We start from the raw sequence: 20846 nt of genomic DNA, 5'->3' as shown, positions 1-20846 counted from the left end.
GCAGGTTTCCGGGCGCCGTCCGCTGGGACGGCTTCAGCTGGTCAGCACCACAACAATTCCCAGGCCGCCCAGCGCCACTCCGGCAAAGGCGGTCAGGAGCACTGCGGAAACGTCCGCTTCGATGCTTTCGCCTGCCAGGCCATGGGCCCTGTGCCGGTAACGGCTCCGCTGGGTGAGGTAGATGCCCAGGGCCGTGCCCGCTGAAACGGCAAACAGCATCAGGATGGGCGCCCCATACGTGGGGAGCCAGCGCAGGAAGAAGGCGCTCGCCGTGACCAGCGCCAGCATGGTCCGGCCCCACGCCAAAGCGGTCCGCTCGGGCTGGAGGCCGGGATCGCCGTGGGGACTGGGCGCGCGGTTTGCCACAGATCAGCGCCAGAGGATAAAGACCAGCACGACGGCGGCCGCCAGCGCGCCTGCCCCCGCCAGCAGGGGAACAAACAACGGCAGGGGCAGGGGAGCCTTGTCGCGCATGCTGCGTTCCACCCGAAGCCACCGGAGTGCTGCGCCGCCGCTGAGCATCATGCCCAGCAGGAGCAGGAGGACCGCCAGGCCTTTCCGGACAGATTCGACGAACAGTCCCGAGGTGAACGCCTCAATGGCGATGCCGCCGGCCAGCAGCGCAAGCGAGGTGCGGATCCAGGCGAGGAAGGTCCGTTCGTTGGCAAGGGTGAAGCGGGGGTCCGGTTCCTCGCCGCCCGGCAGAAGCCGCTGCGCGATTTTTCCGCGCGGTGGCGGCCCCGCGGCCGGGGTGGGCTGCTCGCTGTTGGTCACGGGGCCAGTCTAGCCGCGGGTCACGCCCCGCTCCGCGGCGCAAACATGATCACCGCCACGCCCAGCAGGCAGACCAGGGAACCGGCAATGTCCCAGCGGTCCGGGCGGAAACCGTCGAAGGCGATGCCCCACACCAGCGAACCGGCAACAAAAACACCGCCGTAGGCCGCGAGGATCCGTCCGAAGTGCGCATCCGGTTGAAGGGTGGCCACGAAACCGTACGCACCGAGGGCGATGACGCCCAGCCCGGCCCACCACCAGTCCCTGCCCTCGCGGACAGCCTGCCACACCAGCCACGCTCCGCCGATTTCCGCCACCGCCGCCAGGGCAAACAGCAGGACGGTCTTGAAGACATTGGCGGTTTCTTCCGGGGTATCCACCAAGCCATCATCCCAGCCGGGAATGATGGCTGCCGCCCGGCGGTTGGCGCTGGTATGGAGCGCATCGGATTTTTGTCATTCGGCCACTGGGGGCCCGGCCAGGGCTCCCGCACCAGGACGGCGGCGGACGCGCTGCTCCAGGGAATCGAACTGGCGGTCGCCGCCGAGGAACTCGGCGTGGACGGGGCCTTCTTCCGTGTCCACCACTTCGCACGCCAGCAGGCATCGCCTTTTCCCCTCCTGTCCGCCATTGCCGCCCGCACCAGCCGGATCGAAATCGGCACCGGCGTCATCGACATGCGCTACGAAAATCCGCTCTACATGGCGGAGGAGGCCGCAGCCACGGACCTGATCAGCGGCGGACGGCTGCAGCTGGGCATCAGCCGCGGCTCACCCGAGACTGCCCGGGAAGGCGCGTCGGCGTTCGGCTACCGTCCGCGGCAGGGGGAGACCGATGCGGACATGGCGCGCCGCCACACCGCGGACTTCCGGAAGGCCATCACCGGTGCAGGCGTTGCCGAAGCCGACCCCCGGTACGCCGGCGGGGCCACCGGGCTGCTGCCGGTCCAGCCCCAGTCACAGGGTTTGGCGGAGCGCATCTGGTGGGGTGCAGGAACCCGCAAGACCGCGGTCTGGGCCGCGGAACTCGGAATGAACCTGATGAGCTCCACCTTGCTTACCGAGGACACCGGCGTGCCGTTCCACGAGCTCCAGGCGGAGCAGATCCAGCTCTTCAGGGATGCCTGGGCTGCCGCGGGACATGCGCGCAGCCCCCGCGTTTCGGTCAGCCGCAGCGTCCTTCCCATCGTGGACGACGAAGACAACTACTACTTCGCCGGCAGCGCCCTGCGCGACGCCAGGGACCAGGTGGGCGTCATCGACGGACTGACGGCACGGTTCGGCAAGAGCTATGTGGGGCCGCCCGACCAGCTGGCCGAACAACTCGCCGCGGATACCGCCGTCCAGTCCGCCGACACCCTCCTGCTCACCGTCCCCAACCAGCTCGGCGTCGACTTCAACGCCAAGCTCCTGGGCAACGTGGCCACGTTCATCGCCCCGGCCCTGGGTTGGACGAAATAAGGGGGATGGAAGAAATGAGCGGGCTGGAAGGAGCGGGAGGTTGGAACGGGCCGGGAATGGGTACGGGTGGAACGTAGGAACAACCAGGGCCGAAAGCAGTCCGGGAACTCTCTGGAAGCGCGGGCCGTTACTCTTTAAGTGCGGCTTTGGGGGCTTAGCGCCCAACCCACTGTGACTGCGGAACGGTCATGTGACGGAGAGAGAGAAATATGGCTCGCGCCGCCCTAGGCTTGAACGCATGATCCGGCTACGACAGCTGGCCCAGGCGGCCTCAGTGCTCACTACGCCCCTGGCTCCAGAAGACGTCCTTGCCCTCTTCAACCCTGTCTACTCCGCCCGGCAGCTCCGCGGCGTGGTCACCCGGGTGGTGCAGGAAACAGCGCAGTCAGCCACGATCTTTTTCCGCCCCGGCCGCGGCTGGAAGGCGCACCTTGCCGGACAATGGGCGCGCATCGGCGTCGAACTCGACGGCGTCCGCCACTGGCGCTCCTACTCACTCAGCGCCCCGGCCGGCAAGGACCCCGCCATCACCGTCACCGACGTCGGGGCCGTCTCCGGCACACTGGTGCGCACCACCCGCCCCGGCGACGTCCTCTTCCTGGCGCCCCCGCAGGGCGACTTCGTGCTTCCGGAGCACCCCCGGCCGCTGCTGATGGTCACGGCCGGCAGCGGCATTACCCCGGTAATGTCCATGATCCGCACCCTCGTGCCGCGGCGCCCCGATGCCGACGTCGTGCTGGTCCATTCGGCCCGCACCCCCGGCGACAGCCTGTTCCGCGAAGAACTGGCCGAACTTGCCGACCAGTTCCCCAACTTCCGGCTGGCCCACTGGTTCACCGGCGAGCAGGGCCGCATGGACCTGACCAACACCGCCCAGCTGGACGAGATCTGCCCCGACTGGAGGGAACGGGCAGCGTACGCCTGCGGGCCTGACAGCTTCCTGGACGACGCCGAGGCGCTGTGGAAGCGTGCGGCCCTGACCACGCGCGCGCCCGGAACCGACGTCGCCGTCGCCGGAGACCCCGGCAACCTCATGATCGAACGCTTCAACACCACCTTCGCCGCGGGCGTGGGGCACGACGGCGGCCTGGTCACCTTCGAAGCCTCCGACCGCGAGGTGGAGGCCGACGGCGATACGCCCATCCTCGATGTCGGCGAGGACGCCGGGGTGCTGATGCCCAGCGGCTGCCGCATGGGTATCTGCCACAGCTGCCTCACCCCGCTCCTGGCCGGGCAGGTCCGCGACCTCCGCACCGGGGAAATCCATGGCGAGCCCGGCCAACTGATCCAAACGTGTGTCTCGGCAGCCGCCGGACCCGTCAACCTCGAACTCTGAGGAGCAGTACCGTATGTCTGTCATCTCACCCGCAGAAACCAAGCCCGCCGGAAACTCAAGGACGCGTCCCGGCAAGCTGGCCGAATCCGGCAGCCCCACCGTCCGGCCGCCCGCCGCAGCGCACCTCACCGACGAGCAGGTGGCAGAGCTTGGCCGCGAGCTGGACGCCATCCGTGACGAGGTGCTGGCCAAGCGCGGTGCCGAGGACGCCGCGTACATCCGCCGCATGATCAAGATCCAGCGCGGCCTGGAACTCTCCGGCCGCGCCGCCCTCCTGGCCGGCAGGAACAAGGCTGCCTGGGTCACCGGCACCACGCTCCTGAGCCTGGCCAAGATCCTGGAGAACATGGAACTCGGCCACAACATCCTTCACGGCCAGTGGGACTGGATGCGGGACCCGGACATCCACTCCACCACCTGGGAATGGGACTTCGTCACCCCGTCCCGGTCCTGGCAGCACACCCACAACGACCTGCACCACCGCTGGACCAACGTGGTGGGCAAGGACAACGACGTCGGATACAACCTGCTGCGCATGGACGAGCAGCAGCCGTGGAAGCCCATCAACCTGGCCAACCCGCTGTTCAACGCCATCCTGGCCCCGGTCTTCGAGTGGGGCATCGCCATCTACGACCTCGAACTGACCGAGTACCGGGAAGGGACCAAGTCCAAGGAAGCCCTGCTCAAGGACCTCAAGGCCTTGGGCCGGAAGGTGATCACGCAGTTCACCAAGGACTATGCCGCCACCCCTGCCTTGGCCATGCTGACCGGCTCCGCCAAACAGGCCCTGTTCGGCACCATCGCCGCCAACGCCATCCGCAACGTGTGGGCCCACGCCGTGATCTTCTGCGGCCACTTCCCCGAAGGGACCGATACCTTCACCGAGGAGATGGTGGAGGGGGAGACCCGGGGCGACTGGTATGTCCGCCAGATGATCGGCTCCGCGAACATCTCAGGGTCCAAGTTCATGCATCTGATGACCGGAAACCTCTCGCACCAGATCGAGCACCACCTGTTCCCGGACCTGCCCTCCAACCGGTACGCCGAGGTGGCACCCAGGGTCCGGGAGATCTGCCAGCGCTACGGCCTGAAGTACACCACCGGCCCGTTGCTCAAGCAGGTCGGTTCATCCTGGGCCAAGGTCTTCAAGCTCGCCCTGCCCTAAAGGGAAGGGCGCTACCGCTGCAGGCCGGGCGAGAGGACCATATCGTCCAGCTTGGGCAGCGCATGCCGCAGCCGGTGGTCCGCCTGGTGGATGATCTCTTCCGCCTCCGCCAGGCCTGACCCGGCGAGCACGATGTGCGCCGCGCCCTGCAGCCGGTGGCCGGACCACCGCAGCTGGAGGCGCTGGACCGACACGACGCCGGGGGTCTGCTCCAGGGCCGCCTGTGCCCGTGACAGCAGTTCTGGTTCAATGCCGTCCATCAGCCGCCGGCCGATGCTGCGGACGGTTCCCCAGAGCAGCACCATGATCGCCGCCGAGATGATGATGCCCACGATGGGGTCCGCCAGCGGGAGACCGAGCATGACGCCCGCGGCTCCCAGCACCACGGCAAGCGAGGTGAAGCCGTCCGTCCGGGCGTGCACTCCGTCCGCAACCAGTGCCGCGGAACCGATCCTGCGCCCCACCCGGATGCGGTAGACGGCGACAGCCTCGTTTCCGGCGAAACCGATGATTCCCGCGGCCATGACCCATCCCAGGTTCTGCAGCGGCTGCGGGTTGATCAGCCGGTCCACCGACTGCCAGCCCGCGACGACCGCGGAGAGGGCCACCACGGCCACGATGAACAGCCCGGCGAGGTCCTCGGCCCGGCCGTAGCCAAACGTGTACCGGCGGCTCGCCCCCTTGCGGCCCAGGACGAAGGCAACCCAGAGCGGCACCGCCGTCAGGGCGTCGGAGAAGTTGTGGATGGTGTCGGCGAGCAGTGCCACGGAACTGCTGAACAGGACCACCAGGAACTGCAGCACGGTGGTGGCCAGCAGGAGGAACATGCTGATCTTCAGGGCCCGGATGCCTTCGGTGCTGGCCTCCATGGCGTCGTCAATGGAGTCTGCGGCGTCGTGCGTATGGGGAACGAAAAGCTCGAACAGCCAGCCCTTGACGCCGCCGTGGTGGTGATGGTCGTGGTCGTGGTCGTGGCTGTGCCCATGCTCATGGCTGTGCCCGTGGTCGTGGTCATGCTCATGGCCGTGGGGATGGTGGTCGTGGGTGTGCGTTGACCCGTGGTGTGCATTGCTCACTGTGCGGTCCTCTCTGCGCTTTTGCCGGGAAGGCGGTGGTGGGCCGGTTCGCCGCCGAGGGCGTGCTCTGCCTGGAAGATGGCATCGGCCACCAGTTGCCGCGCGTGTTCGTTCTCCAGCCGGTACAGGACACGCGTCCCGTCCTGGCGGGTGGACACCATCCTGGCCAGCCGCATCTTCGCCAGGTGCTGCGATACCGCGGCGGGGGATTTGCCCACCGCTTCGGCCAGCGCGCCCACAGCCATTTCGCCGCCGCGCAGGGCGAGGATGATGCGCACCCTGGTGGCGTCGGCAAGCATGGAGAACACTTCCACCGCCAGCTCCACGTACTGGCTGTCGGTGCCCAGCGAGCAAGCATCCTTATCTGCATTCATACGCACATAATGACATAAGACGGACGCCCTCCGGTAACCGCGCAGGCCCTTGCCAGGGCCCCTAGAGTAGGAATTATGCGGGCAGGCACCCCCTGCCGGCCGCCCCGATCAGTCTCGAAAGGAATACGCCGCGATGGCTTTCATCACCGTAGGTACCGAGAACAGCACCGACATCGAGCTCTACTACGAGGACCACGGCTCGGGCCAGCCCGTGGTGCTGATCCACGGCTACCCCCTGGACGGCTCGTCCTGGGAAAAGCAGACAGCAGCCCTCCTGGACGCGGGCTACCGCGTCATCACCTACGACCGGCGCGGCTTCGGCAAATCCAGCAAGCCCACGGAAGGCTACGACTACGACACCTTCGCCGAGGACCTCAACACCCTGCTCACCACCCTGGACCTCAGCGACGCCGTCCTGGTGGGCTTCTCCATGGGAACCGGAGAGGTGGCCCGGTACCTGTCCAACTACGGCTCTGCCAGGATCTCCCGAGCCGCCTTCCTCGGTTCCCTGGAGCCGTTCCTGCTCAAGACCGATGACAACCCCGACGGTGTCCCGCAGGACGTGTTCGACGGGCTCAAGGAAGCCGTCACGGCCGACCGCTACGCCTTCTTCACGGAATTCTTCAAGAACTTCTACAACTCCGACACCTTCCTGGGCACCCCGCGCCTGAGCCAGGAAGCCGTCAACGCCAGCTGGAACCTGGCGGCCAGCGCCGGCGCCACGGCCTCGGTGGCCGCCCAGCCCACCTGGCTCACGGACTTCCGCCAGGACATCCCGAAGATCGACGTTCCTGCGCTGATCCTGCACGGCACCGCGGACAACATCCTTCCCATCGATTCCACCGGCCGGCTGTTCGCCAAGGCGCTGCCGAGCGCCGAATACGTGGAAATTGAAGGTGCCCCGCACGGCCTGCTGTGGACGCACGCCGCGGAGGTCAATCAGGCGCTGCTCGCCTTCCTCACCAAGTAGGAACGAGAAGAGTCCGGCGGCGGCACGCGCCGCCGCCGGACTCTTCCGGAAGTCCAGGGGTCACCAGCGGGGGCCGCCGCCACCGCCGGGGCCCTGCGCCGCGGTGTACTGGCCCGCCGTCACCGTTCCCACCTGCTTGGCGCCGTCCAGGGAACCTTGTCCGAGCCCGGCCCCGCCTGTGGCGGTGCCGCCGGTGTAGACGGTGTACTGCTGGCCCTTGACGATGTCCGTCGAGGAGAACACCAGCGAGGCCGCGGCCTTGGTGGTGGTAAACGCCGCCACCACCTTGCCCGCGGAGTCGGCCACCTGGATGACGGTTCCGGCCGGAACCGAGGAACCCAGGGTCACCTGGACGCCCGACTGGGTGGAGGAGTCGCTGGGAGTTACCACCATCCCCGAGCTGCCGGCGGCGGCAACGGTCCCGCCGGTCACGGTCAGCTCGCCGTTGACGTCCAGGGCGCCGTTGTTGTTGGCGGTGGGGCCGTTGACCACCACGGTGCCGCCCGAGATGCTGGCATTGCCGTTGGAGTCGAGGCCATCGCCGGTGGAGTTGATGGTCAGCAGGCCGCCGGTGACGTCGACGCTGTAGTCACCCACCTCCATGCCGCCGCCCATGCCGCCCCCGCCGGAGGTGGACGACCCACCCGAGGCGTTCACGCCGTCGTCGTTGGACGTGACGGTGGTGGTCCCGCCGGACACCACGATGTGCTGGGCCTCCAGGCCCTCTTCCGACTTGGCCACCGTTGCGGTGCCGCCGGCGATCGTCAGGGTGTTGTAGGCCTTGACGCCGTCGTCCCCGGCCGTGACGTTCAGCGTGCCGCCGTTGAGCAGGACCCAGCCGCGGCCCTCGTCGTCCTCGTTATCGGACTTGAAGCCGTCGTCCCCGGCGGTCACCTGATAGGCGCCGTCCAGCAGTACCGCGTAGTCCTTGCCGACGATTCCGTCGTCAGCAGCGGTGACGGTGACGTTCCCCGCCGCGAGGACCAGCCCGTCCTTGGACGAGATGCCGTCGTTGTACCTCCCGTCCACGGTGAGCGAGCCGCTGCCGGCGATAGTCAGGTCCGCCTTGGAATAGAGGGCCGCGTTGGGAGCATCCGTGCCCTGGTCGGCGTAGCTGGATGCGTCGTGCAGTGAGCTGCTGGTGCCGTCCGCCAGGTAGACGATGGCTTCATCGGCGCTCTGGACCACGAAGGGCGAGCCGCTGGAGTTCGAGATGCTTGCCCCGTCCAGGATGATGCGTACGGTGTCCTTCTCGCCGGCGGCCACCACCACGCTGCCGTTGCTGAGCGACCCGCTGAGGCGGTAGGTGCCCGCGGCGCTGATGGTGACGGTGTCGCCGTCGACTTTCACGGCGTCCGAGGCACCGGAGGTGACCGTGCTGGCACCGTCCGCGAGTGTCACGGCGACTTCGCTGGCGGTCTCCCAGGTGAGGTCGTCGGCGTCGAAATGGGTGTCCTGGGCCAGCGTGTCGAGGGCCACGGCCTGGGTGGTGCCTGTGGTGGACGAGCTGCCGGCGGTTGCGCCGGAGGCGGAAACGCCGGTCGCCGAAGGGCCGGTGCCGGCGGCGCAGCCTGCCAGGCCAAGCGAGAGGGCGAGGGCAGCGACGGACAGGGCGGAGCGAAGTCTTTTCATGGTGGTTCCTTGGTGAGTGGGGAGCGTGGATGGGGAGTGGCGGGTCAGGCTGCCTGCGGCGCGGGGTGGAGCACCATGCTGCGGCGCAGCGTGCGGTGCCACCGGTTGGCCGGGAGCCCGGGGCGGAGGGCCGCCATGCCGGTGGCAAATTTGGAGATCCGGGACGGCCGCACCCCGGCTGCCCAGAGGTGGCGGTCCAGCGGGCCGGCCGCGGACCCGGACTTGGTTTCGATGATGACGCAGCCGTGAAGGATCCACGGCTGGTGGCCGGGACGCTGCCAGGTCACGCCGGTGTCGACCGTGGCCCGGCTGCCGGATCCGGGCAGGTAGAGCGTGGTCCGGTGGTAGCGGGTCTCCAGTACCGGTTCCAGGGGCTGGCGGGGAACGGTGCTGCCGGAGCCCGTCAGGGTTTCACGGATGTACTCCAGGCCTTCGGCGGTGAGCCGGGCGCGGTCCTCGGGCCGGTACGGGATGCGCTCCTTGACCGTTGCGTCCCGCGAGCCCTCGGTCTTGACCTCCAGGAAGCTCACTGCGCTGTCCAGGTAGGTCCGGGTCCGGATCTTGTACCGGCGCCGGCGGCCGTGCGCGGCCAGCAGGTAGCTGTCCAGGCCGGCGGTGTCGAAATAGACGGAGTCGTAGGCGAAGCTGCGGGAGCCGTCCATTTCCAGCACGAGCATGTCCGTGCCCGTGGATGCCAGCAGCCGGCCGGCGAGGTCCAGGGGAACCAGGTATTTGCGGTCGACGCGGGTCTGGAGGGCGGCCTCGGCGTTCAGCTCCGCCAGGCTGACCGGAGGAAGGCAGCGGAGGGGCCCGACGGCGGCGGATGCCACGGCGCTCATGCCGCACCTGCCGGGATGCGGCCGGCCGTGGTCATTGCCGGCCCGGCGGGTGCCACGGGCATGGCCGGGGCGGGGCGACGCGAGGGGAGGTAGGCGTAGCGCACGTCCACCACCGTCTTGTCATTGACCAGGTCCAGTTCGGTGACGGTGGCGGCGTGGACCTTGCCGTGCAGGACCTCCTCGAGCCGGGCATGCAGTTCGCCGTCCTCGGTGATGGCGCGGTCCAGGATCACGGTCTGGTGCCGGTACGCCGGCAGCACCCGGGAGTGGTCGCCGACGAACATCACCAGCAGGATCAGCCCCATGAGGGAGGCGGTCAGCCACAGCGGCTCGATGCCCAGCCCGGCGATGAGGCCCAGGGCGAGGGCGGAGAAGTAATAGGCCACCTCGTGCTGCGACAGCTCGGTGGAGCGGAGCCGGATGATGGACAGGACGCCGAAGAGCCCCAGTCCGAGCCCCAGGCCTGCGGCGGAACCGGAGAGGGCGGTGGCCACAGCCAGGACGCCGACATTCATGCCGAGGTAGGAGACCACCAGGTCGCGGCGCCGGTGCCGGCGCAGGTACAGGGCGAAGGTCAGGATGCTGATGGCCGCGAGGTCGGCGGCTATGAAGATGAGCGTGTTCATGTGGTTTCTCCGGCTGGTAACGATGTTCTGGTAATGACGATGCCCGGGCAGACTGTGCGGGTGCTGTGCCGGAACCTAGGCAGGAATATGAGTGCGGCCGCTGTCGTGGCGGGCGGCTTCCGGGCGGGAAGGTCCGGCGAAGAGGAAGCGCTTCTGTACGGCGAAGCTCACGGCCAGGAGGCTTGCCTCGGCCAGGATCTTGGCGGGCAGCGCTGGCACGGCCACGGCTTCAAGGGCCCAGACCAGGCCAAAGTTGGCGGCCAGCAGGACCGCCACCAGGCCGAAGTAGCCCACCCCGGCGGCTCGGACGGGCTTGTCCCTGCCGCGCCCGAACACGAGGTGGCGGTTGACCAGGAAGTTCACCGCCGAACTCACGGCCCGGGCGCCGATGACGGCCAGGAGGAGGGAATCGATGGCCACGGTGAGCAGGAGGAACACCACGGTGTCCACCAGGAAGGCCGCGAACGAGGACGCCAGGAACGTCAGCAGCGGCGCGTAGATCCTGGCGGAGTCTGCCAGTGGCCGGAAGTGTGATCCGGAGTTATGGTCCAGGTACACCGTGGCGATGTCCACGGACTGGATCGAGAACCCGGCGTTCCCGGCTTCGAGCAGCAGGTTCAGCTCGTATTCGTACCGGTCGCCGCGGACCGAGCGGAGCCACGGCAGCATGGCGGCCGGATAGCCGCGGAGCCCGGTCTGGGTGTCCGGAATGCGCTCGCCGGTGGCCAGGGCGAAGAGCATCCGGGTGGCAGCGTTGCCCACGCGGCTGCGCGCCGGCACGTCCCCCGTGAAGCTCCGGCTGCCCAGGACCATGGCCTCCCAGCGCCGCGCCATCCGGTTCTCCCGGACGGCTCCGGCCACGCGGAAGATGTCCGTCACGGTGTGCTGGCCGTCGCTGTCGGCGCAGACCACGTCGTGCCCCGGCAGGTTGTCCGCGATGAACCCGAAGCCGGCCTTGAGGGCAAAGCCCTTTCCGCGGTTTCCGGCGTAACCGACCACGTGGCAGCCAAGGCCCCGGACGTCGTCGAACACGTCGCGGAACGCCGGACCGCTGCCGTCATCCACCACCACGACGTGCACTGCGCGTTCGGCGCTCCGGATCCTGCGGATCAGGCCCGGCAGCTGCTGGTCCGGCTCGTAGGCCGGAATCAGGATGATCATGGCCGGCCCTACTGCGCGATGTAGAGGATGTCGGAGGTGCCGCGCTCTTTGTTCTGGCCCAGTGGATTGTTCACCAGCGCGCCGTTGAAGTACATGGTGGAGGAGCCGCCGCCGTCGATGTTGTACGCGGTGGTGGCGCCCAGGCCCTGCATGATTTCGGCGAGTCCGGTCATGGTGACGCCGGCGCTGTAGCCGGGGCTGCGGCCGTCCACCACCACGAACACCAGGTGGTTGTCATCGATGACCCCCACGGCGGTGCGCGGCTGTTCGCCCTGGATGGAGTGGTTGCCGAAGTTGGTGTCCACTTCCACGTCCTCGATGCCCGCCGCGACCTGGCCGTTGTCCAGCAGGGAGGGGCCGAAGGAGAGGGTGTTCCAGGCGCCATCGGCCACCAGCTGCTCCGCGGTGGTGGTGGTTTCGTCGTAGACCTTGACCGTGCCGTCGCGGTAGAAGGCAAGGCCCTGCCTGGCGCCTTCGTCGCGGAACACCACCCCGTTGCGGATGACGATGCCGGTGTCGCGGAAGCCGTAGTAGTCGCCGTTGATGGCGAAGACCGCGTTGTTGGCCGCCGCGATGGCTGAGGTGGTCTCGGTGATGTTTTCACCGAAACTGTCGTTGGCGAAGGCGGACTGGAGCGTGGTGGCGTCGCTGAGGACGACGTCGGCAACGTAGTAGGTGACCGTGCTGTCACCGCTGCCCGTGGTCACCGTGGAAATTGAGATGTTGGAGGAACCGGAGACGTAGGACGTCTCCGTGGTGGTGCCCGTCGTCGTACCTGGCGACGTGCCGGCCTGGCTGGCCTGGTAGGCGGAGACATCGGAGATCTCCACGTGCGGGACGACGAACCGGTCGAGGGCCCAGGCCGTGGCGCCTCCGGCGGACAGCGTGAGCGCCACCGCCCCGGCGACGACGGCCCGGCGGAGGCGCCGGGGTTTACGTGGTGTTGGCTGCTGGAGTGTCATGCCTCATTTCTAGGCAGCCAACTTAGTGCAGCGGTTTGCCTTGGATATGAGGCTCCTGTGAAACCCCTGCCGGGCACAGCTGTTCGGCAAGTTCCCTGAGCTCGCCGGGCCGGAAGGGCTTGGTGAGGTAGGCGGCGGCTCCGGATGCCATGCCGGCCAGAACGTCGTCTTCCTCCGAGCGTGCCGTGAGGAAGAGCAGGGGCGCGGTGCTCAGCGCACGGATGGCGCGCGCCGCGATGTGCCCGTCCATGTCCGGCAGGCCCAGGTCCAGGGTGACCAGCGCCACGGCGGGATCGGCGGCTGCCGCGATGCCCTCGCCGCCGGTGGCCGCGGTCCTGACCTCAAACCCTGCCCTGGCAAGGACCGTCGCAATGAGTGCGCGGATATCGTCGTCGTCCTCCACCACAAGGCAAACACGCTGTTCCATCAAAGCCCCCCAGGCCGAAAATTTGGCATCAGTCTACCGCCGCCCATGCCCTTTCGCGGGAACGGTGACCTAGCCGTCGTAATGTGTACGGACCGGTCCCTGGCCCAGGGAATGGACCACCGCAGCGGCTACGTCATGCAGCTTGGAATTGCGGGTGCTCGACGCCGTCTTCAGGATGTCGAAAGCGTCCTGCTGGCTGCAGCGGTTCTGCGCCATGATGATGCCCACCGCCATGTCGATGACGGTCCTGGACTCGAGGGTGGCGCGCAGGTTGGCGGCCGTCTCGCTGTAATGGGCGAACCGCACGGCCAGCCGCAGCGCCAGCGACGTCTGGTTGACGAAATCCTTGGCGAAGTCCAGGATGCGGCCTTCGAAACGGTGAGCGCGGCGGGAGTACAGCAGCAGCGCTGCCTTGGTTTCCCCCTCGAGCCGGAAGGGGAGCGCCGCCACGGAGCAGACGCCCTGCGCCACAGCGGCCGCGGTGTACTCCGGCCAGCGTCCGTCCGCGGCCAGGTCCGGGGCGTGGACGGTCTCCTGAGCGCTGGAGGCAGTCATGCTGGGCGTTTCGGCGAACCTGTGCTCAAGGCGGCCGATGGATTCGGCGTCCTTGCTGCTGCTGGCAACGGTGGCGGCCTTGCGCTGCCGGAGCAGGGTGATGGCGCAGAGCATTTCGTCGCCGGGATCGGAAAGGTTGCGCGCAGAGACCTGCGCCAGCTCATTCAGGAAGTCCTCAACGTCGGAGCTGTTGAGGACCAGTTCGTGCAGGTGCTCTGTAATGGATGTATCGGGTTTTGCTGTTGACTCGCTGGCCACGGTTTTCTGGTGCCATTCGCTCAGGTCAAAACGAGCCGGCAACGCACAAAGGCCCCCGGCCGTTGGACGGGGAACCGGTGCTGGTCGCTGGATCGACGAACTTTCCAACGGCCTGCTGCTAAACCGATAACCAGAGTATATACATCCCCGCACGGGCCGGAACGTCATATAGCCTGTCCCCGGCACCGCCGCGTGCTGGCGCCCGGCACGTGGAAACCGGCACAATGAAGCAGGCACCGGCGCCGCAGCCGGGCCGGGACGCTGGCTGCCGCGCCGCGGAGGGACGTAGAACATGACCAGGTTGCTCATCATCGGCCCCCCGGGCTCCGGCAAGGGAACCCAGGCCGAACACCTCGCCCGGCATTTCGGGATCCCCGCGGTGTCCACCGGCGAAATCTTCCGGAGCAACGTCAGCCGGGAGACGGAGCTCGGAAACCAGGCGGCCAAATACCTCGACGGCGGCGACTTCGTCCCGGACCACCTCACCAACGCCCTGGTGAAGGACCGGCTCCTGGACGGCGATGCCCGGTCCGGTTTCCTGCTCGACGGTTATCCCCGGACGGCGCTCCAGGTGGCTGAACTGGACAACCTGCTCGCCTCCCAAGGGTGCGTGCTGGACGCCGTCATTGAACTGCAGGCCCCCGACGCGGAACTGGAGGAGCGCATGCTCCGCCGCGCGCGGGAGCAGGGGCGCACGGATGACACCGTCGAAGTCTTCCGGCGCCGCCTGGACCTCTACCACCGCCAGACCCATGAAGTAGTCTCGGTGTACGCGGGCCGGGGCATCCTGGTCTCCGTCAACGGCAGCGGCGATCCCGGGGACATTACGGGACTTGCCATCGCCGCCGTCGAAAAGTTCCTGGCCTCCCCGCGGGCCTGACCGGGGCGAACCCACCACGCTACTCCAACGGAAGGAACCACTGATGAGAATTGCCGTTACCGGCGGAAGCGGAAAACTCGGGCGCCATGTTGTGCGCCGGCTCAACGACGACGGCCACCAGGTCCTCAGCCTGGACCGGGCAGGGGCGCGCAGCCCGGAGCTGCTGGTGGTGGACCTGCGCAATTACGGCCAGGTGGTGGACGCCATGCTGGGCGTCGATGACCGGCATGACGGGTTCGACGCCGTGGTGCACCTCGGTGCCATCCCCGCCCCGGGCATCCTTCCGGACGCAGCCACGTTCGAGAACAACATGCTCTCCACCTACAACGTGTTCCAGGCAGCCCGGCGCGCCGGCATCAAGAAGGTGGTGTATGCCTCCAGCGAGACGGTGCTGGGGCTGCCGTTCGACGTCGACCCGCCCTACATCCCCGTGGACGAGGAATACCCGGCCAGGCCGGAAAGCACCTACTCCCTGGTGAAGCACCTGGAGGAACAGATGGCGGTGGAGCTGACCCGCTGGGACCCGGAGCTCAGCATCACCGGGCTGCGGTTCTCCAACGTCATGGATGAGGCGGACTATGCCCGGTTCCCCTCCTTCGACTCCGACCCCATGCTGCGGAAATGGAACCTGTGGGGCTACATCGACGGCCGGGACGGCGCGCAGGCTGTGGTGCGGGCGCTGGAGAACGCCAAGCCGGGGTTCGAAGCGTTCATCGTCGCCAACGCCGATACCGTCATGAACCGGTACAGTGCCAGCCTTGCGGCCGAGGTCTTCCCTAACGTCAAGGTCACCAAGGAACTGGGCGAACACGAAACCATGCTGTCCATCGACAAGGCGCGGCGGCTGCTCGGGTTCGAGCCGGAACACAGCTGGCGGAACCATGTGCCGGCCGGCACGGGCGGGGAGAAGACCCCGTAAAGGTCCCTCCTAGCCTTCCGGTACGCCACCTTCCCGGCACCCGGGTGGAGTGGATGGCGTCCGGGCCGGATAATGTTCACCCTAGGCAATCATTACGGCGCAGGGACGGGCAGCACACGTGGCACATCAATCAGCAGGCTCGCGGAGCCCCGAAAAGAACACCCGCTGGTGGCGCGCCTTCCACGAGAAGTTCGTGGTGGAGGAGCGTTACCTGGAACCGGAGGACCGGCGTGGCCTCTACATGGCGGCGGTCATCCTCGCCGTGGTGGGTATGGCACTGTTCATTGCCACGCTGATCAGCGTGGTGCAGGCTGACGGCCTGGCCACGGTTGACAGGCCCGTGCACGACTGGCTGGTCACGGAGCGTTCCGCGCCGGTCACTGCCATCATGATCTTCCTGGCGGTGCTCTTTGGTCCTGTCGCCCTGCCCATCATCATCCTGGTGATCATCCTCGTCTGGGGATTTGCCGCCAAACATGCCTGGCGGCCCATCCTGCTCGCGTCGGCGATGCTGACGGGGGTGATCATCTCCCAGATCATCCTGCACATCGTCCAGCGTTCCCGGCCGCCGATCGACCAAATGCTCTTCGGCGTGGACCAGACCTTCTCGTTCCCGTCCGGGCACGTGCTCGGCGCGTGCGATTTCCTGCTGGTGGGGACGTTCCTGATCTTCTCGCGGCGCCGGAACAACAGGGCTGCGTTCTTCGGCTTCGTCGGGGCAGGAGTCGGCATCGTGCTGGCCGCGGTGAGCCGGCTCTACCTGGGCTACCACTGGCTCAGCGACGCCCTCGCCTCGTTCTCCCTGTCGCTGCTCATCCTCGGCGGCGTGATCGCCCTGGATACCTGGCGCACGGCCCGCATACCCGGGGAACCGATCACCGGGGAGCTGTCCAGGGCGGAGTCGCCGCGGGACTGAGCCGCCAGGGCCGGTTGGGCTGCCTGCGCTCGGGTTGTTGCCTGCGCCTTGGGCCGCCTGCGCTTATTTGGGCCTCGACCTTGCCCGTTTGAGGGCCCGGTGCAGTTTCAGGTTCGTGGCCTCGAGTTCCAGCACCATGGCCACGCCGGCGAGGTTGAGTCCCTGCTCCAGGAGTTCCCCGATCCGCAGCAGCACCGCGATGTCGTCGTCGCTGTACTGCCGGGTGCCCCCCGCGGTCCGGGAGGGCGTCAGCAGACCCTTCGTCTCGTACAGCCTGATGTTCTGCTGTCCGGTTCCCGTGAGTTCGGCTGCCACTGAGATGGCGTACAGCGCCCGTGAACCCGGAGGCCGGGGCCCTTGTCCCGCGGTGGGCTCGGCCATGTCATCCCCTTGAATTCGTTCCTGCCTGTGTCTTGCTTCAGTTTCCCACTGGTGCTATAAAAAATCTATATCCACCACCATAGATTGTGGCTGGTGGGTAGCGACAAGATCCGGCACCTGGAAGTCTTAAGGAGTGGGAAATGATGTTGATGCGTACGGACCCGTTCCGTGAGCTGGACCGGCTCACGCAGCAGGTCTTCGGGACCGCGGCCCGCCCGGCCGCCATGCCCATGGACGCATGGCAGGAGGATGGCGAATTCGTCGTGGCGTTCGACCTGCCCGGCGTGAAGGTGGATTCGCTGGACCTGAACGTTGAACGCAATGTCCTCACGGTACGCGCCGAACGCCAGGATCCAACCCAGCCCAACGTGGAGCTGGTGGCTGCTGAGCGTCCGCGGGGCGTCTTCAGCCGGCAGCTGATCCTCGGCGACACCCTGGACACCGAAAAGATCAAGGCAAGCTACGACCAGGGCGTCCTGACCCTGCGGATCCCCGTTGCCGAGCAGGCCAAGCCGCGCAAGATCGAGATCGCAACCCAGCAAGGACAGCGGCAGGAAATCGGAACCTAGCCAGGGGAGTTGCAGGAAACCTGCGACGGGCGGGGCGTCCGCCGCCCCGCCCGGCACCACGGGAGGGCCGGGATGAGCGATACGGACGATTACTACTCCATCCTCGGCGTGGGCGCCGATGCCACGCAGCAGGAGATCGCGCGCGCCTACCGGGCCCTCATGCGCAGTTACCACCCGGACATGGACGGCGGCCCGGACCAGGCGAACGGGCCCGGCCACCCTCCAGGGCAGGAGGACGAACTGCTCAGGATCATGCAGGCGTTCAACGTCCTGCGTGACCCGAAGCGCCGCGCCGCCTACGACAGGACGCTGACCTCATCGGCGCCCACCATCATTCCCGTCCGGCATGTCCGCGGCTCCAATGGTGCGCCCGGCCCGGCGATCCGGGTGACCCCGGTGCGCTGGGAAAGCGGGCCCTGGGCCTGACCCCTGCACTTTCCGGACAGGGACGGAATACAACCTCGAGGAGGACATCCGCATGAGCGACTGGCGCCGCTACGATTCGCACCTGATCCCGGCCTTCCACGAGCGCTTTGAACAGCGCTGGGGGAAGGGAACCGCGCCATTCCTGGACCCCGAGGCGCATGAGGAGCCACTGCCGCGTGCGCAGTGGATCAATCCGGCCACCGGCGCCGCGCTGGCAGTGGTGCCGGTCTGGACGGCGGAGGAAACGCAGCAGCGCTCCTTCGGGGTGTTCTACCTCCCGCCGGCAGGCGATATCTGGGTGCTGCGGCCCGGGTACACGGGCTACCTCGAACCGTCAGACGGCGATACCGAGCACCTGGTGACCCTTCGCAACGACGCGTTCCGCAAGGCCGTGGCACATGCGAAGGAGTTCCTGTTCGGCTCGCAGTAACGGCCGGCGGCCATAGCGGAGATTCTGCTCGTCAGGCGTCCCCCGCTGTGCCATTCTGGGACGTACTCCAACCACCGTCACAAAGGCTGAACCCCATGCACATCTCCGCCAAGGACCTCGCAGCGCTCATCCCCCAGGGGTTTACGCTTGGCGTCGCCACCGCAGCATTCCAGATCGAAGGCGCGCTGGAGGAGGACGGCCGCGGGCCGGCCGGCTGGGACAGGTTCGCCGCCAAACCCGGGTCCATCGTCGAAGGCCACAGCCCGGCGGTGGCCACCGACCATTACCACCGCATGCCGCAGGACGTTGCACTGCTGAAGCAACTGGGCGTCGACTCCTACCGGTTCTCGTTTTCCTGGCCGCGCATCCAGCCCGGCGGCAGCGGCCGGGCCAACCGTGCCGGCATGGCGTTTTACGACCGGCTCCTGGACGAGCTCCTCGCCAACGGCATCTCGCCGATGGCTACGATCTACCACTGGGACACGCCCCTGGAACTTGATGAAGCGGGCGGCTGGATGAACCGGGACACCGCCTACCGGATGGCGGAGTACGCCGCGATCGTGGCCAAGGCGTTCGGGGACAGGGTGGCCCGCTGGGTGACCATCAACGAGCCGGCCACGGTCAGCGCCAATGGCTACGCATTCGGGCTGCACTCGCCCGGCAAGGAGCTGGCCCTCGGTGCCTTCCCCACCGTCCACCACCAGCTGCTGGCGCATGGACTTGCCGTCCAGGCCCTTCGCGCCGCCAAGGTGCCCGGGGAAATCGGGATGACGAACGTGTACTCGCCCATGGTGCCGAACTCCATTAATCCGCTGGACAGGATCAGCGCCGGGCTCATGGACCTGGGCCAGAACCGGCTCTACGCGGACCCGGTCCTTACGGGCAAATACCCCGACCTGATCCGGGCCGCCAAGTTCTTCAGTTCGTTCGAGCATCCCGAAGAGGACATGGAGATCATCTCCCAGCCCCTGGACTTCTACGGGCTGAACTACTACATGCCCACCAAGGTGGGGGCCGGCCCCGGTGGCGGCACCGTACCGTCAAGCATGGCGGAGGCCATGGGCAGCGACCTGGGCGCAACGGGCAGCGGGGCAACGCCGTTCCACGTCGAAACGTGGCCCGAAGCGGACATCACCGCCTACGGCTGGCCCGTGAAGCCGGAGTACATGGCTGTTGCGCTCAAGGAGATGGCTGAGCGGTACCCCAACCTCCCGCCCGTCATCATCACCGAGGGCGGAGCCAGCTTCGAGGACATCATTGTCCGCGACAAGTCCAGCAACACCACGTTCATTCCGGATGAGCGCCGGCTGAAGTACATCTCAGACCACCTCGAGACCGCCCTGCGGGCCACTGCGCCCGGCGGCGAGGCTGAGTCCGTGGACCTGCGCGGCTACTACGTGTGGTCGTTCCTGGACAACTTCGAGTGGTCCGCCGGCTACAACCAGCCCTTCGGCCTCCTGCATGTGGACTTCGAAACGCTGGAGCGCACGCCCAAGGCCTCGTACTTCTGGTTCCAGGAGCTCATCGAGGAACGGAACCTTGCTGCCGCGGCGGGGGCCGCCATCGCGCAGGCGGTGGTTCCGGAGGGCATCGGCAATGAAGCGCCCGATGACGGCGCCGCGCTGGGTGCCAGCGCGTAGCAGGGGTGGCTTAGAGCAGGTCCAGCATGGCCAGTTGCTTGGCCATGCCCGCGCCGTCGGGGGAGTAGATCCACGGCACCCTGGACGCGGTGTGGTCGCCGTCCTCTGAGTGGCCGCCGGCAAACACCGACTCGCTGATGGACAGTTGCCGGATGGCGATGGCCGCCACCTTGTCCGGGTTTTGCGCCGCAAAGCCTGAGTAGATGGCTTCATCGTGCTGGCCGTTGTCGCCGATCAGGAGCCACCGCATGTCCGGGAACTCCTGGGAGAGCCGCTCCAGGTTGCGGTGTTTGTGGTCCTGGCCACTGCGGAACCACCGGTCCTGGGTCAGCCCCCAGTCGGTCAGCAGCAGCGCGCCCTTCGGGTACATGTTGCGGTTGAGGAACCGTGCCAGGGTGGGGGCCGCGTTCCAGGGGCCCGTGGAGAGGTAGATGACCGGCGCCTCCGGGTGCTCAATGGTCAGCCGGTCCAGCAGCACGGCCATCCCGGGAGTGGCCATGCGGGCCCGCTCGCTGAGCACGAACGTGTTCCACAGCGCCAGGAACGGCCGCGGCAGGGCGGTCACCATGACGGTGTCGTCAATGTCCGAGACGATTCCAAACTCCACATCCGGGGCGATCACCTGGATAAGGGCCTCTGCAGGCTCCGTTCCCGCCGCCCGCAGCACAGCGGTGTGCCACCCCGGCGAGAGCTGGACCTCCACTTCGGTATCGATCAGTCCACCACGGTCCGCCGTGACATGCGTGACGGTGCCGTCGATGGTGATTTCGACGTCGGTGTACTGCAAGGGCACGCTGGTGAAGGCACGCCAGCCGCGGATGTTCTGGTTGCCGTTTTTCGCTTCGTGCTCCGCCTTGCTGCCCGGCAGCGGCGTCCCGGCCAGCAGCACCCGCCCCAGCACCCGCACCCTTGTGGTGGATCCGTAGCCCTGGTAGGCGATGGTCTGGGGAACGAAGTTCCAGCGTTTGGCCAGCCGGATCCGCACGTCGTTGACGGCGTCGGACAGCCAGTGGGCCAGCCGGAAGACCCGGTTGCCCTGGAGCGCATTATCCATGGCACCACTCTGCCAC

Annotated in this window: 25 protein-coding genes; 11 read left to right on the top strand and 14 right to left on the bottom strand. The window is 67.5% G+C overall.

Annotated elements, in window-relative coordinates; genetic code table 11:
• Positions 1-33 precede the first annotated feature (33 nt).
• Genes ACYSM9_RS16325 through ACYSM9_RS16315 form a run of 3 tightly spaced genes read right to left on the bottom strand, consistent with a single transcriptional unit; the run spans position 34 to position 1154 of the window.
• Complete coding sequence (locus tag ACYSM9_RS16325; RefSeq protein ID WP_461858006.1) at positions 34-366, bottom strand: DUF202 domain-containing protein; 333 nt, start codon at positions 364-366, stop codon at positions 34-36.
• A gap of 3 nt (positions 367-369) precedes the next feature.
• Positions 370-774 (bottom strand): YidH family protein, encoded by a 405-nt coding sequence (locus tag ACYSM9_RS16320; RefSeq protein ID WP_461858005.1) that lies wholly within the window; start codon positions 772-774, stop codon positions 370-372.
• A 20-nt stretch (positions 775-794) separates the two neighbouring features.
• A complete protein-coding gene (locus ACYSM9_RS16315; protein ID WP_461858004.1) occupies positions 795-1154 on the bottom strand; it encodes a YnfA family protein in 360 nt (119 codons plus the stop codon).
• A gap of 54 nt (positions 1155-1208) precedes the next feature.
• Between ACYSM9_RS16315 and ACYSM9_RS16310 the strand changes: the two genes are divergently transcribed.
• From ACYSM9_RS16310 to ACYSM9_RS16300, 3 genes are all read left to right on the top strand, one after another.
• Entirely contained in the window at positions 1209-2234 is a 1026-nt protein-coding gene (locus ACYSM9_RS16310; protein ID WP_461858003.1) for an LLM class flavin-dependent oxidoreductase, read from the top strand.
• Between the two features lie 238 nt (positions 2235-2472).
• Positions 2473-3570 carry a ferredoxin reductase gene (locus ACYSM9_RS16305; protein WP_461858002.1) on the top strand — a complete coding sequence of 366 codons (1098 nt, stop codon included), beginning with the start codon at positions 2473-2475 and terminating at the stop codon, positions 3568-3570.
• 13 nt (positions 3571-3583) lie between these two features.
• Positions 3584-4735: a fatty acid desaturase family protein gene (locus tag ACYSM9_RS16300; protein ID WP_461858001.1), complete on the top strand. Its 1152-nt coding sequence runs from the start codon at positions 3584-3586 to the stop codon at positions 4733-4735.
• Positions 4736-4746: 11 nt separating this feature from the next.
• Here ACYSM9_RS16300 and ACYSM9_RS16295 read toward each other — a convergent pair whose 3' ends face one another.
• Together ACYSM9_RS16295 and ACYSM9_RS16290 are read right to left on the bottom strand one after the other, a co-directional pair.
• Positions 4747-5604: a cation diffusion facilitator family transporter gene (locus ACYSM9_RS16295; protein WP_461858023.1), complete on the bottom strand. Its 858-nt coding sequence runs from the start codon at positions 5602-5604 to the stop codon at positions 4747-4749.
• Positions 5605-5807: 203 nt separating this feature from the next.
• Positions 5808-6185 carry an ArsR/SmtB family transcription factor gene (locus ACYSM9_RS16290; protein WP_461858000.1) on the bottom strand — a complete coding sequence of 126 codons (378 nt, stop codon included), beginning with the start codon at positions 6183-6185 and terminating at the stop codon, positions 5808-5810.
• Positions 6186-6318: 133 nt separating this feature from the next.
• Between ACYSM9_RS16290 and ACYSM9_RS16285 the strand changes: the two genes are divergently transcribed.
• Positions 6319-7155, top strand: coding sequence for an alpha/beta fold hydrolase (locus tag ACYSM9_RS16285; RefSeq protein WP_461857999.1), 837 nt, complete (start codon positions 6319-6321; stop codon positions 7153-7155).
• 60 nt (positions 7156-7215) lie between these two features.
• Here ACYSM9_RS16285 and ACYSM9_RS16280 read toward each other — a convergent pair whose 3' ends face one another.
• The 7 genes from ACYSM9_RS16280 to ACYSM9_RS16250 form a co-directional block, all read right to left on the bottom strand.
• Entirely contained in the window at positions 7216-8787 is a 1572-nt protein-coding gene (locus ACYSM9_RS16280) for a carbohydrate-binding domain-containing protein (protein ID WP_461857998.1), read from the bottom strand.
• A 44-nt stretch (positions 8788-8831) separates the two neighbouring features.
• A complete protein-coding gene (locus ACYSM9_RS16275; protein WP_461857997.1) occupies positions 8832-9626 on the bottom strand; it encodes a polyphosphate polymerase domain-containing protein in 795 nt (264 codons plus the stop codon).
• Positions 9623-10252, bottom strand: coding sequence for a DUF4956 domain-containing protein (locus ACYSM9_RS16270; RefSeq protein WP_461857996.1), 630 nt, complete (start codon positions 10250-10252; stop codon positions 9623-9625). The genes ACYSM9_RS16275 and ACYSM9_RS16270 overlap by 4 nt, the downstream gene beginning before the upstream one ends.
• A 75-nt stretch (positions 10253-10327) precedes the next feature.
• On the bottom strand, positions 10328-11413 hold the full coding sequence (locus ACYSM9_RS16265; RefSeq protein WP_461857995.1) for a GtrA family protein: 1086 nt from the start codon (positions 11411-11413) through the stop codon (positions 10328-10330).
• A gap of 8 nt (positions 11414-11421) precedes the next feature.
• Positions 11422-12375, bottom strand: a complete 954-nt coding sequence (locus ACYSM9_RS16260) for a phosphodiester glycosidase family protein (RefSeq protein ID WP_461857994.1) — start codon at positions 12373-12375, stop codon at positions 11422-11424.
• Between the two features lie 22 nt (positions 12376-12397).
• A complete protein-coding gene (locus ACYSM9_RS16255; RefSeq protein WP_461857993.1) occupies positions 12398-12802 on the bottom strand; it encodes a response regulator transcription factor in 405 nt (134 codons plus the stop codon).
• Positions 12803-12871: 69 nt separating this feature from the next.
• Complete coding sequence (locus tag ACYSM9_RS16250; RefSeq protein ID WP_461857992.1) at positions 12872-13615, bottom strand: ANTAR domain-containing protein; 744 nt, start codon at positions 13613-13615, stop codon at positions 12872-12874.
• A gap of 292 nt (positions 13616-13907) precedes the next feature.
• On the opposite strand from ACYSM9_RS16250, the gene ACYSM9_RS16245 reads away from it, so the two are divergent.
• The 3 genes from ACYSM9_RS16245 (at position 13908) to ACYSM9_RS16235 (ending at position 16330) form a co-directional block, all read left to right on the top strand.
• The gene (locus ACYSM9_RS16245) at positions 13908-14495 is read left to right on the top strand and encodes an adenylate kinase (protein ID WP_461857991.1); all 588 of its coding nucleotides are present in this window, start codon (positions 13908-13910) and stop codon (positions 14493-14495) included.
• A 43-nt stretch (positions 14496-14538) separates the two neighbouring features.
• Positions 14539-15414: an NAD-dependent epimerase/dehydratase family protein gene (locus ACYSM9_RS16240; protein WP_461857990.1), complete on the top strand. Its 876-nt coding sequence runs from the start codon at positions 14539-14541 to the stop codon at positions 15412-15414.
• A 118-nt stretch (positions 15415-15532) separates the two neighbouring features.
• Positions 15533-16330, top strand: coding sequence for a phosphatase PAP2 family protein (locus ACYSM9_RS16235; protein WP_461857989.1), 798 nt, complete (start codon positions 15533-15535; stop codon positions 16328-16330).
• A 63-nt stretch (positions 16331-16393) separates the two neighbouring features.
• Here the strand turns inward: ACYSM9_RS16235 and ACYSM9_RS16230 are convergent, their stop codons facing one another.
• Complete coding sequence (locus ACYSM9_RS16230) at positions 16394-16711, bottom strand: MerR family transcriptional regulator (RefSeq protein ID WP_461857988.1); 318 nt, start codon at positions 16709-16711, stop codon at positions 16394-16396.
• A gap of 143 nt (positions 16712-16854) precedes the next feature.
• Here ACYSM9_RS16230 and ACYSM9_RS16225 point away from each other — a divergent pair, with 143 nt between their 5' ends.
• The 4 genes from ACYSM9_RS16225 (at position 16855) to ACYSM9_RS16210 (ending at position 19776) form a co-directional block, all read left to right on the top strand.
• On the top strand, positions 16855-17280 hold the full coding sequence (locus tag ACYSM9_RS16225; RefSeq protein ID WP_461858022.1) for an Hsp20/alpha crystallin family protein: 426 nt from the start codon (positions 16855-16857) through the stop codon (positions 17278-17280).
• A gap of 72 nt (positions 17281-17352) precedes the next feature.
• Entirely contained in the window at positions 17353-17706 is a 354-nt protein-coding gene (locus ACYSM9_RS16220; RefSeq protein ID WP_461857987.1) for a J domain-containing protein, read from the top strand.
• A gap of 52 nt (positions 17707-17758) precedes the next feature.
• On the top strand, positions 17759-18136 hold the full coding sequence (locus tag ACYSM9_RS16215; RefSeq protein WP_461857986.1) for a hypothetical protein: 378 nt from the start codon (positions 17759-17761) through the stop codon (positions 18134-18136).
• A 95-nt stretch (positions 18137-18231) separates the two neighbouring features.
• On the top strand, positions 18232-19776 hold the full coding sequence (locus ACYSM9_RS16210) for a GH1 family beta-glucosidase (RefSeq protein ID WP_461857985.1): 1545 nt from the start codon (positions 18232-18234) through the stop codon (positions 19774-19776).
• A 10-nt stretch (positions 19777-19786) separates the two neighbouring features.
• Here the strand turns inward: ACYSM9_RS16210 and ACYSM9_RS16205 are convergent, their stop codons facing one another.
• Entirely contained in the window at positions 19787-20830 is a 1044-nt protein-coding gene (locus ACYSM9_RS16205) for an App1 family protein (protein WP_461857984.1), read from the bottom strand.
• Positions 20831-20846: the final 16 nt, after the last annotated feature.

The organism is Arthrobacter sp. C152 (assembly GCF_054890965.1).
The sequence above is the reverse complement of the archived record's forward strand: the minus strand, read 5'-3'. Positions and strand labels throughout refer to the sequence as shown.